This window comes from Streptomyces sp. HB132, assembly GCF_016909575.1.
GTDB lineage: Bacteria > Actinomycetota > Actinomycetes > Streptomycetales > Streptomycetaceae > Streptomyces.
Genome location: NZ_JAFBGA010000003.1, coordinates 36,149 through 50,369, shown reverse-complemented (window position 1 = coordinate 50,369; position 14,221 = coordinate 36,149). Strand labels below are relative to the sequence as shown.

General features: G+C 72.2%; 17 protein-coding genes. 10 read left to right on the top strand and 7 right to left on the bottom strand.

Features of this window, described 5'->3' with window-relative positions; translation table 11 throughout:
* The first annotated feature begins 64 nt into the window (after positions 1–64).
* On the top strand, positions 65–1,363 hold the full coding sequence (locus JOC24_RS07925; protein ID WP_205019995.1) for a hypothetical protein: 1,299 nt from the start codon (positions 65–67) through the stop codon (positions 1,361–1,363).
* A gap of 52 nt (positions 1,364–1,415) precedes the next feature.
* Here JOC24_RS07925 and JOC24_RS07920 read toward each other — a convergent pair whose 3' ends face one another.
* Positions 1,416–1,826: a VOC family protein gene (locus JOC24_RS07920; protein WP_205019414.1), complete on the bottom strand. Its 411-nt coding sequence runs from the start codon at positions 1,824–1,826 to the stop codon at positions 1,416–1,418.
* A 268-nt stretch (positions 1,827–2,094) separates the two neighbouring features.
* Here JOC24_RS07920 and JOC24_RS07915 point away from each other — a divergent pair, with 268 nt between their 5' ends.
* The 3 genes from JOC24_RS07915 to JOC24_RS07905 all read left to right on the top strand — a co-directional run bounded on the left by JOC24_RS07915 (position 2,095) and on the right by JOC24_RS07905 (position 5,213).
* Positions 2,095–3,693, top strand: a complete 1,599-nt coding sequence (locus JOC24_RS07915; RefSeq protein ID WP_205019413.1) for an ABC-F family ATP-binding cassette domain-containing protein — start codon at positions 2,095–2,097, stop codon at positions 3,691–3,693.
* A gap of 355 nt (positions 3,694–4,048) precedes the next feature.
* Positions 4,049–4,270, top strand: a complete 222-nt coding sequence (locus tag JOC24_RS07910) for a helix-turn-helix domain-containing protein (protein WP_006123601.1) — start codon at positions 4,049–4,051, stop codon at positions 4,268–4,270.
* Positions 4,271–4,421: 151 nt separating this feature from the next.
* A complete protein-coding gene (locus JOC24_RS07905) occupies positions 4,422–5,213 on the top strand; it encodes an enoyl-CoA hydratase/isomerase family protein (protein WP_205019412.1) in 792 nt (263 codons plus the stop codon).
* A 47-nt stretch (positions 5,214–5,260) separates the two neighbouring features.
* Here JOC24_RS07905 and JOC24_RS07900 read toward each other — a convergent pair whose 3' ends face one another.
* Positions 5,261–5,956, bottom strand: coding sequence for a hypothetical protein (locus JOC24_RS07900; RefSeq protein WP_205019411.1), 696 nt, complete (start codon positions 5,954–5,956; stop codon positions 5,261–5,263).
* Between the two features lie 93 nt (positions 5,957–6,049).
* Between JOC24_RS07900 and JOC24_RS07895 the strand changes: the two genes are divergently transcribed.
* From JOC24_RS07895 to amaP, 5 genes are read left to right on the top strand one after another with little or no spacing between them, the layout of a single operon-like run.
* Complete coding sequence (locus tag JOC24_RS07895) at positions 6,050–6,541, top strand: Asp23/Gls24 family envelope stress response protein (RefSeq protein ID WP_205019410.1); 492 nt, start codon at positions 6,050–6,052, stop codon at positions 6,539–6,541.
* A gap of 32 nt (positions 6,542–6,573) precedes the next feature.
* Positions 6,574–6,765, top strand: coding sequence for a hypothetical protein (locus tag JOC24_RS07890; RefSeq protein ID WP_031099868.1), 192 nt, complete (start codon positions 6,574–6,576; stop codon positions 6,763–6,765).
* On the top strand, positions 6,762–7,115 hold the full coding sequence (locus JOC24_RS07885; protein ID WP_205019409.1) for an Asp23/Gls24 family envelope stress response protein: 354 nt from the start codon (positions 6,762–6,764) through the stop codon (positions 7,113–7,115). The genes JOC24_RS07890 and JOC24_RS07885 overlap by 4 nt, the downstream gene beginning before the upstream one ends.
* The gene (locus JOC24_RS07880) at positions 7,112–7,798 is read left to right on the top strand and encodes a DUF6286 domain-containing protein (RefSeq protein WP_205019408.1); all 687 of its coding nucleotides are present in this window, start codon (positions 7,112–7,114) and stop codon (positions 7,796–7,798) included. Before JOC24_RS07885 ends, JOC24_RS07880 begins: the two co-directional genes overlap by 4 nt.
* Before the next feature lie 4 nt (positions 7,799–7,802).
* Positions 7,803–8,381 (top strand): alkaline shock response membrane anchor protein AmaP, encoded by a 579-nt coding sequence (gene amaP, locus JOC24_RS07875; protein WP_205019407.1) that lies wholly within the window; start codon positions 7,803–7,805, stop codon positions 8,379–8,381.
* A gap of 22 nt (positions 8,382–8,403) precedes the next feature.
* On the opposite strand, the gene JOC24_RS07870 is transcribed toward amaP, so the two are convergent.
* The 5 genes from JOC24_RS07870 to JOC24_RS07850 form a co-directional block, all read right to left on the bottom strand.
* Positions 8,404–9,159 (bottom strand): SDR family oxidoreductase, encoded by a 756-nt coding sequence (locus tag JOC24_RS07870; protein ID WP_205019406.1) that lies wholly within the window; start codon positions 9,157–9,159, stop codon positions 8,404–8,406.
* Between the two features lie 4 nt (positions 9,160–9,163).
* Entirely contained in the window at positions 9,164–10,957 is a 1,794-nt protein-coding gene (locus JOC24_RS07865) for a glycoside hydrolase family 15 protein (RefSeq protein WP_205019405.1), read from the bottom strand.
* 73 nt (positions 10,958–11,030) lie between these two features.
* Positions 11,031–11,825: an SURF1 family cytochrome oxidase biogenesis protein gene (locus JOC24_RS07860; protein WP_205019404.1), complete on the bottom strand. Its 795-nt coding sequence runs from the start codon at positions 11,823–11,825 to the stop codon at positions 11,031–11,033.
* A 69-nt stretch (positions 11,826–11,894) separates the two neighbouring features.
* On the bottom strand, positions 11,895–12,128 hold the full coding sequence (locus tag JOC24_RS07855) for a hypothetical protein (protein WP_073747930.1): 234 nt from the start codon (positions 12,126–12,128) through the stop codon (positions 11,895–11,897).
* Positions 12,129–12,191: 63 nt separating this feature from the next.
* On the bottom strand, positions 12,192–13,199 hold the full coding sequence (locus tag JOC24_RS07850) for a DEDDh family exonuclease (RefSeq protein ID WP_205019403.1): 1,008 nt from the start codon (positions 13,197–13,199) through the stop codon (positions 12,192–12,194).
* A 143-nt stretch (positions 13,200–13,342) separates the two neighbouring features.
* On the opposite strand from JOC24_RS07850, the gene JOC24_RS07845 reads away from it, so the two are divergent.
* On the top strand, positions 13,343–14,056 hold the full coding sequence (locus JOC24_RS07845; protein WP_205019402.1) for a VIT1/CCC1 transporter family protein: 714 nt from the start codon (positions 13,343–13,345) through the stop codon (positions 14,054–14,056).
* Positions 14,057–14,221 lie beyond the last annotated feature (165 nt).

Genomic DNA, 14,221 nt, shown 5'->3' with positions numbered 1-14,221 from the left:
TACCCCGCGCGACTCCAGGCTGCGACTTGTCCGCCCGCGACCCCAGGCGACCGCCCGCAAGGCAGTGACGACCCGGCGCACCAGGCCGGCCCCCCGGCCACCCGAGGGCACCCCGCCCCCGGCGGAACTGGCGCGCCAGGCCAGGGCCGTACTGGCCGACGCCGTCCGGATCGCCCACTGGGCCGCGGACGGGACGAGCGCCGGCTCCGCCCCGCTCGCCGCCCCGGCCCTGGAGCGGGCCGCCGCCGCGCTCCATCTGTCCCCGGCCCAGGTGCGGGCCGGCTGGGACCGGGCCAGGCTGGCCGGACTCATCGAGATGCACGGCGACACCGCCCGCCGCGGCTGGCGGCTGCGCGCCTGGGACCGCGACGACTCCGCCGTGCTCCGCGGCTGGGTGGCGCTCTTCGACGCCTGGTCGCTCGTCCACGCCTCACCCGAAGGCGTCGAGGCGACCGCCGTGGCGGAAGCCGTCGAGGCAGTGCCCCAGGTGCTCTCCCTCCTCCAGCTCTCGGCGGGCGCGGTCACCGTGCCCGCACTCCTCGACCTGCTCGGCCAGCGCGTCGCGGAACTCCACGACGAGCGGTGCGAGGTTCCGTACGGGCCGCAGGAGCAGCCCGCCCCCGTCGGCGGACGACCCGCCGACCTGAACGCGCTGCTGCTCGACTGGGCCCTGGAGGGCCTCGCCTCCGTCGGCGCACTCACGCTCGGCGAGGGCCTCGCCACACTCACCCCGCTGGGCAACTGGGCGGTCTGGGTCAAGCTGGAGCAGATCTGCGTCGCCGCCCAGAGCCCGGCCGGCAACATCGAGCAGTCCGCGGCCGACATGCTGCTCGGCTGCGCGCGGCTCACTCCCGGTCCTGCCCGCGCCGAATACCGGGCCTGGCTCGCCGCACGCCCCGTCGGCAGCGCCGTGGCCGAACTGCTGGCCGTCGCCCGCGGCGAGGACGCCCTGCTGCGCGGCCTCGCCTTCGAGGCACTGCGCGTCGTGGGAGCCCCGGCGGAGCCCGTCGTCCGTTCCGTCGTCACCGAGGCGTCGCTGCGCCCCTACGCCCTGCTCTGGCTCGCCGAGTACGAGGGCACCGACCCGGACGACGCCCAGGACGTCCTCAGCCGTGAGGAGGCCACCTGGCTCTGGGTCGACACCGCCGCGGCCGTGGCCGACCACGGCGAGACCGGGCTGCTGGTCCGTCATCTCGACTCCGCCGTCCAGGGCACGGTGCCCGCGCTCCTGGACGAGGTACGGGCCGTCGGTCATCCGCGGACCGTCCAGGTGCTGGTCGCCCTGGCCGCGGCCCACCCGGACCCGGCCCTGGCCAAAGCCGTGCGCCGCGCGGCCTTCCAGGTGCACACCGGCGGGGTGTGAGCCGTGCGGGCCGCGCGGTGACCCGTGCGGGACCGTGCCGTCCCGGGGGCGCTCAGCCCGAGGACCCCGGGGCGTACGTACCGAAGCTCCACACGTTGCCCTCGGCGTCCCGCGCCATGTAGTCGCGCGAGCCGTAGTCCTGGTCGGTCGGCGGCATCAGGATCTCCACGCCGTGCTCCACCGCCCGGGCGTGGTGGGCGTCCACCTCGTCCACCACCACGTACACCCCGGCCGGCCCGGCGCCCGCCATCGCCTCGGCGAAGACGCCCCGGCCGCCCTTCGACCCGAGCATCACCCTGCCGTCGCCGCAGGACAGCTCGGCGTGCAGGACGCTGCCGTCCTCTCCCTCGTACACCGCTTCCTCGGTGAAGCCCAGGGCCTGGGTCAGCACCCTGATCGCCGCTTTCGCGTCGGCGTACAGAATCGTCGGAAAAACCGTGGGGACGTCCTTCGTGCCCGCCATCGCGCTCACCCTCTCCGCACACACACCGTGCCGATGTGATCTCCGTCTCGCTTCTCCATCGAGTATCGGCCGGGTCGCAGGGGGATGCCCGGCGGCGTGACGTGGCCGTGGGTGCCCTCGCAGGGCTCCCGTGGGCCGTGAGCATGCGGAAAAGCCGGTGGACGCCGCCAGTAGACTGGGTCCCATGGCAATTCTCCTTGTGCACTAGACGGCGTCGAGTCGTGAGTCCGCTGTCCCTCCGCCGTCCATTCCGCCCTGGAGTATTTCCGTGATCACCGCTTCCGGTATCGAGCTGCGCGCCGGCGCCCGCATCCTCATCGAGTCCGCCTCCTTCCGTATCGCCAAGGGCGACCGCATCGGCCTGGTAGGCCGCAACGGCGCGGGCAAGACCACCCTCACCAAGTGCCTGGCGGGTGAGGGGACGCCGGCCGGCGGCACCATCACCAACAGCGGTGAGGTCGGCTACCTCCCGCAGGACCCGCGCACCGGCGACCTCGACGTCCTGGCCCGCGACCGCATCCTCTCGGCCCGCGGGCTCGACGAGATCCTGCGCAAGATGCGGGAGAACGAGGAGCGGATGGCGAACGGCAAGGGCGCCACCCGCGAGAAGGCGATGAAGCGCTACGAACGCCTGGAGACGGAGTTCCTCACCAAGGGCGGATACGCCGCCGAGGCCGAGGCCGCCACCATCGCCGCCGCGCTGAGCCTGCCCGACCGGGTGCTCGGCCAGCCCCTGCACACTCTCTCCGGTGGTCAGCGCCGCCGTGTCGAGCTCGCCCGCATCCTGTTCTCGGACGCCGACACCCTGCTCCTCGACGAGCCCACCAACCACCTCGACGCGGACTCGATCGTCTGGCTGCGCGACTACCTGAAGACGTACCGCGGCGGCTTCATCGTGATCTCCCACGACGTCGAGCTCGTCGAGACCGTGGTCAACAAGGTCTTCTACCTTGACGCCAACCGTGCGCAGATCGACATCTACAACATGGGCTGGAAGCTCTACCAGCAGCAGCGCGAGGCCGACGAGAAGCGCCGCAAGCGCGAGCGCCAGAACGCCGAGAAGAAGGCCGCGTCCCTGAACTCCCAGGCGGACAAGATGCGCGCCAAGGCGACCAAGACCGTCGCCGCGCAGAACATGGCCAAGCGGGCCGAGCGTCTGCTCTCGGGGCTCGAGGCCGTGCGGGTCTCCGACAAGGTGGCGAAGCTGCGTTTCCCCGAGCCGTCCCCGTGCGGCAAGACCCCGCTGATGGCCGAGGGACTCTCCAAGTCCTACGGCTCGCTCGAGATCTTCACAGACGTGGACCTCGCCATCGACAAGGGCTCACGCGTCGTCATCCTCGGCCTCAACGGTGCGGGCAAGACCACCCTGCTCCGGCTCCTCGGAGGCGCAGAGAAGGCCGACACCGGTCAGATCATCGAGGGCCACGGCCTGAAGCTCGGCTACTACGCCCAGGAGCACGAGACCCTGGACCCGGAGCGCACCGTCCTGGAGAACATGCGCAGCGCGGCGCCCGACCTCGATCTCGTCGAGGTCCGCAAGACGCTCGGTTCCTTCCTCTTCTCCGGCGACGACGTGGACAAGCCCGCCGGAGTGCTCTCCGGCGGGGAGAAGACCCGGCTGGCCCTGGCGACGCTCGTCGTCTCCTCCGCCAACGTGCTGCTGCTCGACGAGCCGACGAACAACCTCGACCCGGCCAGCCGCGAGGAGATCCTCGGAGCGCTGCGCACGTACAAGGGCGCCGTCGTACTCGTCACCCACGACGAGGGCGCGGTCGAGGCGCTCCAGCCGGAGCGCATCATCCTGCTGCCCGACGGGGTCGAGGACCTCTGGGGTGCGGACTACCGGGACCTGGTCGCCCTCGCCTGACCCGCGGGAGGTCCCCTCCGATGCGGGACCCGGTGATCCAGTGCGTCTGGATCATTCGGCCCATCGGTGATCCATCATCTGGATGAGCGGGTCTCGTACCCCGGCGCGGCGCCCGGCGGATGCCTGCCGGGCGCACTCATTTTCCGATGCCCCCTCCCGCACGGCCCTGACCTGCCGGTATGTCCCGCAGATCGTCCGGCGCGGCCCCGACACCCCTTGGAATGCCTGACTCCGCTTGTGTCGGAGCGCTTCGGGATGCGGAATCCGGTCGTACGTACCTTGCCGAATGGGTGGCCAGGAAGCCGGGGAGGGGTGATCATGAGAGTCCAGAGCGCACTTCCTTGAGGAGGCACGGGTGGCCGAGACTCTGAAGAAGGGCAGCCGGGTAACCGGCGCCGCGCGTGACAAGCTCGCGGCAGACCTGAAGAAGAAGTACGACTCCGGTGCGAGCATCCGGGCGCTGGCCGAGGAAACAGGCCGCTCCTACGGATTCGTCCACCGGATGCTCAGTGAGTCCGGAGTCACTCTGCGGGGACGCGGCGGAGCGACTCGCGGCAAGAAGGCCGCTTCGGCCTGACGGCGGGGCGGCGGTCACGGACCGGCCCAGGCCGGCCCCGGGGCTCACCGGAACACGGGGTGGCCACCCGGCCGACCGTCAGGTCGTCCGGGTGGTTACTGTTCAGTTACTTGCCAGTAAGTGCTGACTGCACCCGATCCGGAGGCGCTCCATGACCTCGCTCGACTCTGTGCTCGACAAGGACGGCGTACGGCTCACCGTCGATGACGCGGTTGCCACGGTGACGCTCACCAATCCGGCCAAGCGCAACGCTCAGTCTCCCGCTCTGTGGCGGGCGTTGGCGGAGGCCGGACGGGCGCTCCCCGGCAGCGTGCGGGTCGTCGTGCTGCGTGGCGAAGGCAAGTCCTTCTCCGCGGGACTCGACCGGCAGGCATTCGCACCCGAGGGATTCGACGGCGAGCCGTCCTTCATCGACATGGCGCGTGGCTCGGAGGCCGAGCTCGAAGCGATCATCGCCGAGTACCAGGAGGCCTTCACCTGGTGGCGCCGCAACGACATCGTGTCGATCGCGGCCGTCCAGGGGCATGCGATCGGGGCCGGCTTCCAGCTCGCCCTCGCCTGCGACCTGCGGATCGTCGCCGAGGACGTGCAGTTCGCCATGCGCGAGACCAGCCTCGGTCTCGTACCCGACCTCACGGGCACCCACCCCCTCGTCAACCTCGTGGGGTACGCCCGCGCGCTGGAGATCTGCGCCACCGGCCGCTTCGTGCACGCGGAGGAGGCCGAGCGCACCGGCCTCGCCAACCTCGTCGTCCCCGCCGACCAGCTCGACGCGGCGGGGCACGACCTGGCCGCCGCCCTGCTCGCCGCCCCGCGCGACGCGGTCGTCGAGACGAAGGCGCTGCTGAGCGGCGCCCTCTCGCGTACGTACGAGGAGCAGCGCACCGCCGAGCGGGCCGCCCAGGGCCGCCGGCTCCGCGACCTCGCCGGCCTCGCCGACTGAGCCACGGCCAGCGCACCCCGCCCCTCACCGGACGGTGAGGGGCGGCCTCATGCCCGGTCGACAACGGCAGTGACCAGCACGGCGACCGTCGGGCCGCCCTCGACGGCGTCGGCCACCGCCCCGCGCACCGCCTGCGCCACATCGAGGGCCCGGTGGTCCCCGGCCGTCGCGACCTCGACCCGGACGTGACCGTCGGTGTGCTGGACGGCGCTGCCCAGCACCCGGGTCAGCGAGACGACGCCCGGAACGCGGGCCGCCGCGGTCCCGGCGGCCCCGTCCGGTTCCGCCGCCCGGAGCTCGGCGGCCGGCTCGGCGGCCGGCCGGGCCTCCTCCTCCAGCAGATCCGTCACCCGCAGGTCCACTTCGTCGATCACCAGTCCGAGCCGCTGGGCCGCCGCCGTCAGCAGGGCCGTGCGCAGCGCCTCCGCGGTGGCGGGCAGCGGCCGCCGTGCCGTCGCGGAGAAACCGGCCTCGATCCGCAGCGGCCCGGGTGGCAGCGCACTGGGAGGCCCGGGTGCGACCGGCTCCTGGACGTGGTCCGTGTCGGCCGGGGCGATCCGGAGCGTCCCCAGCACGGCCCCCGACCCGGCCGCGGCATCCCGCAGCACCGCCGCGGCCGCCCGTTCGGCGATCCACGAACAGTCGGAGGGGCCGCCCAGAGGGAGCAGCCTGCCCAGGCCGAGCCGTTGGCGTACGGCAGCGGTCCATCCGTCGGCCCCGTGCGGGCTGTCAGCCGTTGTCATTGCTCCACCCTGCCCCATCCACGGCGCGGGACCGGGCAAGCGCACTTAATGTGGGCCACGGAAGTTCAACCCGCCCCGAAGGGAAGAGCGGCGATGACCGAGAGCCCGCAGCAGAACAGGCCCGACAGCCCCGGTGCCGCGTCCCGTGGTGACGACGGCAGGCAGAACCAGCTCACCAAGCGTGGTGGGGGACCGCCCGCCACCCGTGGACGCACCACCATCGCCGACGGTGTGGTCGAGAAGATCGCCGGAATGGCGGCACGGGACGTCGTCGGGGTCCACGCGATGGGCAGCGGCCTCTCCCGGACCTTCGGGGCGGTGCGCGACCGTGTTCCCGGCGGCAAGTCGGTGAGCCGGGGCGTCAAGGCGGAGGTCGGCGAGTCGCAGACGGCCCTCGATCTGGAGATCGTCGTCGACTACGGAGTGGCGATCAGCGAGGTGGCCCGCGACGTGCGCGAGAACGTCATCGCGGCGGTCGAGCGGATGACCGGCCTCGAGGTCGTCGAGGTCAACATCGCCGTGAGCGACGTCAAACTGCCCGACGAGGACGACGACGAGGGCGAGTCCGAGACACGCGTCCAGTAGGTACCTCCCGCGCGGCAGTTGAGGAGCACACGATGAGCATGGCTGTGGTCGGCCTGGTGGCCGGCATGGCGCTCGGTTTCGCCGGGTACTTCGGCGGTTTCGGGGCCTTTCTGCTGGTGGCCGCGCTGGGCGCGGTCGGCTTCGTAGCCGGCCGCTTCCTGGACGGCGACCTGGAACCCGGCGACTTCTTCCGGAGTCGCGAGCGCGGCGACCGACGACGGTGACGGGCGGAACAGGCCGGGTCGACCCCGCGGAGCGCGGGCAGACCCGGATCGCCGACCGGGTCGTCGCGAAGATCGCCGCGCAGGCGGCGAAGGAGGCGGTCGACGAGCGGCCCGAGGACGCCGCCCCACCGCGCGCCACCGTCACGGTGCACAACGACACCGCCCGCGTGCGGGTCAGCCTCGATCTCGCCTACCCCTGCGACATCGGCCGGCAGTGCGGGTCGGTGCGTCGCCGTGTGGCCGAGCGGGTAAGAGCACTGGCGGGGATGGAGGTGCCCGAAGTGGCGGTCCAGGTCGAACGGCTGCATCTGTCGGGAGCGGGCACCGCACCGGAGGGGAGCATCCGATGAATGAGCCCCAGGACCCGGAGAACAGCACGCGGCGCCTGCCCACCGTCGAGGCGGCGCCCGCGGGCGGCGTGCTCGAGATGGACCAGTCCGCCTCGGGCTCGACCTACGAACCCGGCCCCGTGCCGGACGGGGCGGGCGGCAGGGCGGGCCGCTTCTGGTCGGGGCGCCGGATTCCCGCTGCGCTGACCGCCCTGGTCGTCCTCGGCGGAGCGGGAATTCTGCTCTACGACATCGCCGCCGTACGGGCCGACCATCCGGCCATGCAGTGGCGGCGCTCCGTCGCCGACGACCTGGCGAGCCGTCACCTCGACGACGTATGGGTCCTCGCGGGGTCGGCGTTGGCGGCCGCGCTCGGCCTCTGGCTCCTCCTCCTGGCTCTCACCCCCGGGCTGCGCGCACTGCTCCCGATGAGCCGCCGGCACCCGGGTGTACGGGCCGGACTCGACCGGACCGCCGCCGCCCTGGTCCTGCGCGACCGGGCCGTGGAGGTGGCCGGTGTGCAGTCGGTACGGGTGAGGATGAGCCGTCGCAAGGCGACCGTACGGGCGCTCTCGCACTTCCGTGAACTCGACGACGTCAGGGCCGATCTGGACACCGTCCTGTCCACGGCCGTCAGCGAACTGGGCCTCGCGCGGCCGCCCGGCCTCTCCGTGCACGTGCGCCGGCCGGCGAAGAAGGGGTGACCCCGTGATCAAGACCGTCAACCGGGTCCTGCTCGGCCTGGCAGGGCTGGTCCTCGTCGTCGTCGGCGGCGCCGTACTCGCGACGGGGCTCGGCCTGTCCGTGCCCTCCTGGTGGCCCTGGGACGGCACGGACGACGTGCTGCTCAGCAAGGGTGACCGGACCAAGTGGAGGGACGAGGGCTGGTGGTGGCCCGCCGTCATCGCGGCCCTCGCCGTCCTGGTGGTCCTCGCACTGTGGTGGCTCCTCGCCCAGCTGCGCCGCGGGCGCCTCGCCGAGGTGCTGGTCGACAGCGGCGACGGGGAGGGCGCAGTCCTGCGCGGCAGGGCGCTGGAAAGCGCCCTCGGTGACGAGGCGGGCACCCTGGACGGGGTGTCCGACGCCAAGGTGACGCTGACCGGCCGACGCACCGCCCCGAGGGCCCGGGTCCGGCTGATGATGGAGCCGCACGCGGCCCCGGGGCTGGCGTTGAGAGGGCTCTCCGAGGGGGCGCTGACCCACGCGCGGACCTCGGCAGGGCTGGAGGAACTGCCGGCCGAGGTCCGTCTGAAGGCGGTCAAGCACCGTGCGGAGCGGGTGAGCTGACGGGGCGCCCGGAGCGGCGGCGTCAGAAACCGTGCCGGGCGCCGCCGTCGACGGGCACCATGATGCCCGTCAGATACGAGGCGGCAGGGGAGAGCAGGAAGGCCGAGGTCTTCCCGAACTCCTCCGGGGTGCCGTAACGGCGCAGCGGGATGCGCGCCTCGTTGGCCGTACGGGACGCCTCCGCGTCACCGGACAGGGCGTCGAGCTCGCGCACCCGGTCCGTGTCGATGCGGGACGGGAGCACGCCGACGACCCGGATGCCGCGCGGGCCCAGCTCGTCGGCGAGGGACTTGGCGAAGCCGGCGAGGCCGGGGCGCAGCCCGTTCGAGATCGTCAGACCGGCGATCGGCTCGTGCACCGACCCGGACAGGACGAAGCCGATGACGCCGCCCTCGCCGAGCGACTCGGCCGCGGTACGCGCCAGACGCACGGCACCGAGGAAGACCGACTCGAACGCCGACTGCCACTGGTCGTCCGTGTTGTCGGCGAGGAAGCCCGGCGCGGGGCCGCCGACGCTGATCAGAATGCCGTCCAGCCTGCCGAAGCGTTCCTTCGCGGAGTCCACCAGCCGTCGGGCTGCCAGCGGGTCGGCGTTGTCCGCGGCGAGTCCGACCGCGTCGGGGCCCAGCTCGGCGGCGGCCTCGGCGGCGCTCCTCTCGTCACGGCCGGAGATGATCACCTTCGCACCGTCGGCGGCGAGAGCGCGCGCGGTGGCGTTGCCCAGCCCGCGGGTCGCGCCGGTGACGATGTACACACGGTCCTTCAGTCCAAGATCCATGGCCCTATCCTGCCAAGTCCTCCCCGGCGAGGTCGACCGCGCTGTTCACCAGACCGACGTGGCTGAACGCCTGCGGGTAGTTGCCCAGCTGGCGCCCCGCCACCGGGTCGTACTCCTCGGCCAGCAGCCCCACGTCGTTGCGCAGGTCCAGCAGCCGCTCGAAGAGCGCCTCGGCCTCCCGTCTGCGGCCCGTCCGCAGCAGGGCGTCGACCAGCCAGAACGAGCACGCGAGGAACGCCCCCTCGTCGCCGGGGAGACCGTCGACCGACGGGCCCTCGGTGCTGTAGCGGCGGATCAGGCCGTCGTGGGCGAGCTCGTCCCGCACCGCGTCGACCGTCCCGACCACCCGCGGATCGTCGGGCGGCAGGAAGCCGGTGCGCACGATGAGCAGCGTCGAGGCGTCCAGCTCCCGGGAGCCGTAGTACTGGGTGAAGGTGTTGCGCACGGGGTCGTAGCCCTTCTCGACGACCTCCGCGTGCACGGCGTCCCGCATCGCCCGCCACCGGTCCGCGTCGCCCGGCAGACCGGGGTTCTCCTCCAGGGTGCGCACCGCACGGTCGGCCGCGACCCAGGCCATCACCTTGGAGTGGACGAAGTGGCGGCGCTCGCCGCGCACCTCCCAGAGGCCCTCGTCCGGCTCGCGCCAGGTGGACTCCAGGAAGCCCAGCAGACTGAGCTGCAGATTCCAGGCGTGCGGCTTGTCGTCGAGCCCGGCGGCCCGAGCCACCCTGAGCGAGTCGATGACCTCGCCGTACACGTCGAGCTGCCGTTGCCGCACCGCCGCGTTGCCGATGCGGACCGGGGCGGAGTTCTCGTAGCCGCTCAGCCACGTCAGTTCCGACTCTGGGAGTCTGCGCTCCCCGGCGAGCCCGTACATGATCTGGAGGTCCGCCGGGTCACCTGCCACCGCCCGCAGCAGCCAGTCCCGCCAGGCTGCCGCCTCCTCCACGTAGCCGGCCGAGATCATGGCGCCCAGGGTGAGGGTGGAGTCCCGAAGCCAGCAGTAGCGGTAGTCCCAGTTCCGTACGCCGCCGATCTCCTCCGGCAGTGAGGTCGTGAGGGCCGCCACGATCCCTCCGGTGGGGGCGTACGTCAGTGCCTTCAGGGTGATCAGTGAGCGGAGTACCGCGTCCCTGTGCGGGCCGTGGTAGGTGCACTTCGCCGACCACTTCGCCCAGTCGCTGAGGGTGTGCTTCAGCGACTTGTGAGGGTCGATCAGCTTCGGGCGGGGGGAGTGCGAGGGGTGCCAGGTGAGTACGAACGCCACGGACTCGCCCTCGGCGACCGTGAAGGAGGAGCAGGTACTGAACTGCTGCCCCCACGTCTTGACCGGGGGCTCGCTGCGCAGCCAGACGGAGTCGGGGCCGGCGACGGCCACCCGGTGGCCGTGCGAGCGGCGCATCCACGGGACGATGGAGCCGAAGTCGAACCGCAGCCGCAGGACGGAACTCATGTCGACGCTGCCGCTGACGCCCTCGACGATCCGCATGACGTCGGGCGACTTGTCGCGCTGCGGCATGAAGTCGATGACCTTGACCGTCCCGGTCCTGGTCTCCCAGAAGGTCTCCAGGACCAGGGAGTCGTCCACGTAGGCGCGCCGGGTGCAGACGTCCGTGCTGTCCGTGTTCTGGGGGGCGATGCGCCAGTGTCCGTTGTCCTCGTCCCCGAGCAGCGCCGCGAAGCAGGCGCCCGAGTCGAAACGTGGCAGACACAGCCAGTCGACAGAACCGTTCCTGCCGACCAGGGCGGCGGTCTGGAGATCGCCGATGATGGCGTAGTCCTCGATACGTGGGGTCACGCTCTGGCGTCTTCCCGAACCAGGGCTCCGCTAAGCAGCGAAACCGGTGCGAACAGAACGGGCGTGACCGCCGTCAGGCGCTCGCCGGTTCCGGCTGAGCCGCCGTCCCGCTCTCCTCGGCCGCCTCTTCGCGGTCGCGCTTCTCACGGCGCACGAGGATGACCCAGCCGACGGGTACGCCGGCGGCGAAGAGCCACCACTGCACGGCGTAGGCCATGTGGGGGCCGATGGAGCCGTCGTCGGGGGCGGCGATCGTCTCGGGGCTGCCGTCGGCGGGCGCGGGGTCCGTCAGCTCGAGGTATCCGCCCAGCACGGGACGGCCGAGCAGATCCGACTGCTGGGAGCTGTTGATGAGCATCACCTGGCGGTCGGGCAGACCGTTGAGGTCCTTGATGCCGCTGGCGCTCGTCGTCTCGTCCGCCTTGAGCCGGCCCGCGACGGTGACCTCGCCGCCCGGCGGCGCGGGTACCTCGGGGAAGGCCTGCTGGTCGTCCGCTGCCGGGACCCAGCCGCGGTTCACCAGGACGGTGCCGCCGCCCTTGAGGTCGAACGGGGTCAGTACCAGTACGCCGATGCGCTCGTCCTGCGAGGTACGGCGGCGTACGACCACCTCGTGCACGGTGTCGAACGTCCCCGTGGCCGTCACGGCACGCCAGTAGTCGGAGCGGGGGACGGTGTGCCCGGGAGAGGTGAGGCGGGTGACGGGGACCGGGTCGGCCTCGAGGTTCCGCGTGATCAGCGCGTTCTGCTCGACCCGGTGTTCGTGCCGGTGGAACTGCCAGAAACCCAGCTCCACCATCGTGGGGATCATGACGAGGACGAGGAGGGTGAGGATCACCCACTGCCGGGTCAACAGGAAGCGGTACACCCCATGACCGTACAACCGGGGCCATGGGGTGCCGCACGGCGGGTCCCCCGGTGCGGACGGGGCGGCCCGTCACACTTTGTCCACGATGCCCGCCCTTCCCTCGGCTCGGGCGCAGTGGCCGCCGCAGTACCAGTGGCCGTCGACCTCGACGCCCTGGCCGATGACCTGGACCCGGCAGTGCTCACAGATGGGTGCCATGCGGTGGATGGCGCAGGAGAAGCAGTCGAAGACATGCACGGCGCCCTGCGCGTGCACCTCGAAGGACATCCCGTAGTCGTTTCCGCAAACCTCGCAACGTGCCATGCGCCACAGGGTGGGGCGCCCGGCGGCGGCGGACGAGCCGATGGCGGGTGAATCGCCGCCGGTTCACTCCGATGACGGTGACGGCTTCGGCACGGTGGTCCCCCTGGCCGGTGCCACGTCACGCAGCAGATGGGTGAAGGCGCTCTCCTCCAGGACCGGGGTGCCGAACGACTTCGCCTTCACGGTCTTGGACGTCGCCGAGTCCGGGTCGTTGGTGACGAGCAGACTCGTCAGCCGCGACACGCTCGTCGCCACGTGCAGGCCCGCCTCCACGGCGCGGTCCTCCAGGAGCTCACGGTCGATGGAGGTGTCCCCGGAGAAGGCCACCCGCATGCCCTGCATGAGAGGTTTGTCCGACTCGTAGCGGCCGGGGTTCGGATACGGACACGCGGGGCGCTTACGGGCGGGACGCCAGCTGCCCTGACTCTGCGACGGCCGGTAGCCGGCGCGCGGGACGACCGGGGAGTCGTACCACTCCGTCAGCGGGCGGCACTCCAGCAGAGGCAGCCGCACCCCGTCCCGGGCCGCCGCGTGCAGGCTCGGCCGGAACGCCTCGGCCAGCACCCGCGCGTCGTCCAGCGCGTGGTGGGCGCGCTGCTGCACCACTCCGAAGTGCGCGGCCAGCGACTCCAGCTTGTGGTTGGGCAGGGGGAGCCGGAGCTCCTTGGCGAGCGCGATGGTGCACAGCCGCTGCTCCACGGGTGCGGTGACTGCCGCCCGTGCGTACTCCCGGGCGATCATCGACCAGTCGAACGCGGCGTTGTGCGCGACGAGCACCCGGCCGGCGAGCCGCTCGGACAACTGCGCCGCGACCTCCGGGAAGAGCGGCGCGCCCTCCAGGACGTCGCTGGTCAGCCCGTGGATCCACACGGGGCCGGGATCGCGCTCGGGGTTGACCAGCGTGTACCAGTGGTCCTCTACATCACCTCTCGCGTCCAGCCGGTACACGGCAGCGGAGATTATCCGGTCGTCGCGGGCGAGTCCGGTGGTCTCCACGTCGACGACCGCGTACCCCTGGGGATACGCGGCCGGCCACGGCGCTGCGGTCTGACGGTCGTCGAGCATGGTCACAGAGAATACGGGCCGGGACCGACAGCGACCTATCCGGGCACCTTCGGGGGGTGAACCCGGACGAGGCGTCGCGGAGTTGACCGCGGCGCCGGAAGCGCGGGTCGGGCAGGCGCGCGTGCACAGCGCGGTGAGACGCTCGCGGGGTGACGGACACACAGGCGCACGACGAACCACACGGAAGCGGGCTCGGCACCCGGCTCAACTGGCTGCGGGCCGCGGTGCTCGGTGCCAACGACGGGGTGGTCTCCACCGCCGGACTCGTCGTCGGCGTGGCAGGGGCCACCGGGAGCAGGTCGACCCTGCTGACGGCGGGCCTGGCCGGGCTGTTGGCCGGCTCCATGTCGATGGCGGCGGGCGAGTACGTGTCGGTGTCGACCCAGCGCGACTCCGAGGAGGCGGCGCTCGCGACGGAGAAGCGGGAACTGGAGGAGACCCCGGAGGCCGAGCTCGCCGAGCTGACCGGGCTGCTGGAGGAGAAGGGGCTCAGCCACCGGCTCGCGCGGGAGGCCGCGGTCCAGCTCACGAAGCGCGACGCGCTGCGCGCCCATGCCGAGGTCGAGCTGGGTATCGACCCGGACGAACTGACCAACCCGTGGCACGCGGCGGGGGCGAGCTTCCTGGCCTTCACGGTGGGCGCGCTGCTTCCCCTCCTGGCCATCGTGCTGCCCCCGACCTCACTGCGGCTGGCCGTCACGGTGGTGTCGGTGCTCGCGGCCCTGGCGCTCACCGGCTGGTGGAGCGCGCGGCTGGGTGAGGCGGCGGTGGGACGTGCGGTGCTGCGGAACATGGCCGGGGGAGCGGTGGCGATGGCGGTGACGTACGGGGCGGGGGCACTGCTGGGGGCCGCGGGGGTGTGAGGGCGGCCGACCCCGGCCCGCTGCCGACCCCGGCCCGCGGCCGGCAGCGGGCCGGCGGCCGCCTGGTGGCGGCCCGGGGATCGCCGCAACATCCCTCTCCGGAAAGCGCGTTCCTCCTTGTGGGGGACGTGCGTGGCGGAAATCCGAGCACGGAGCTCTTGGTGG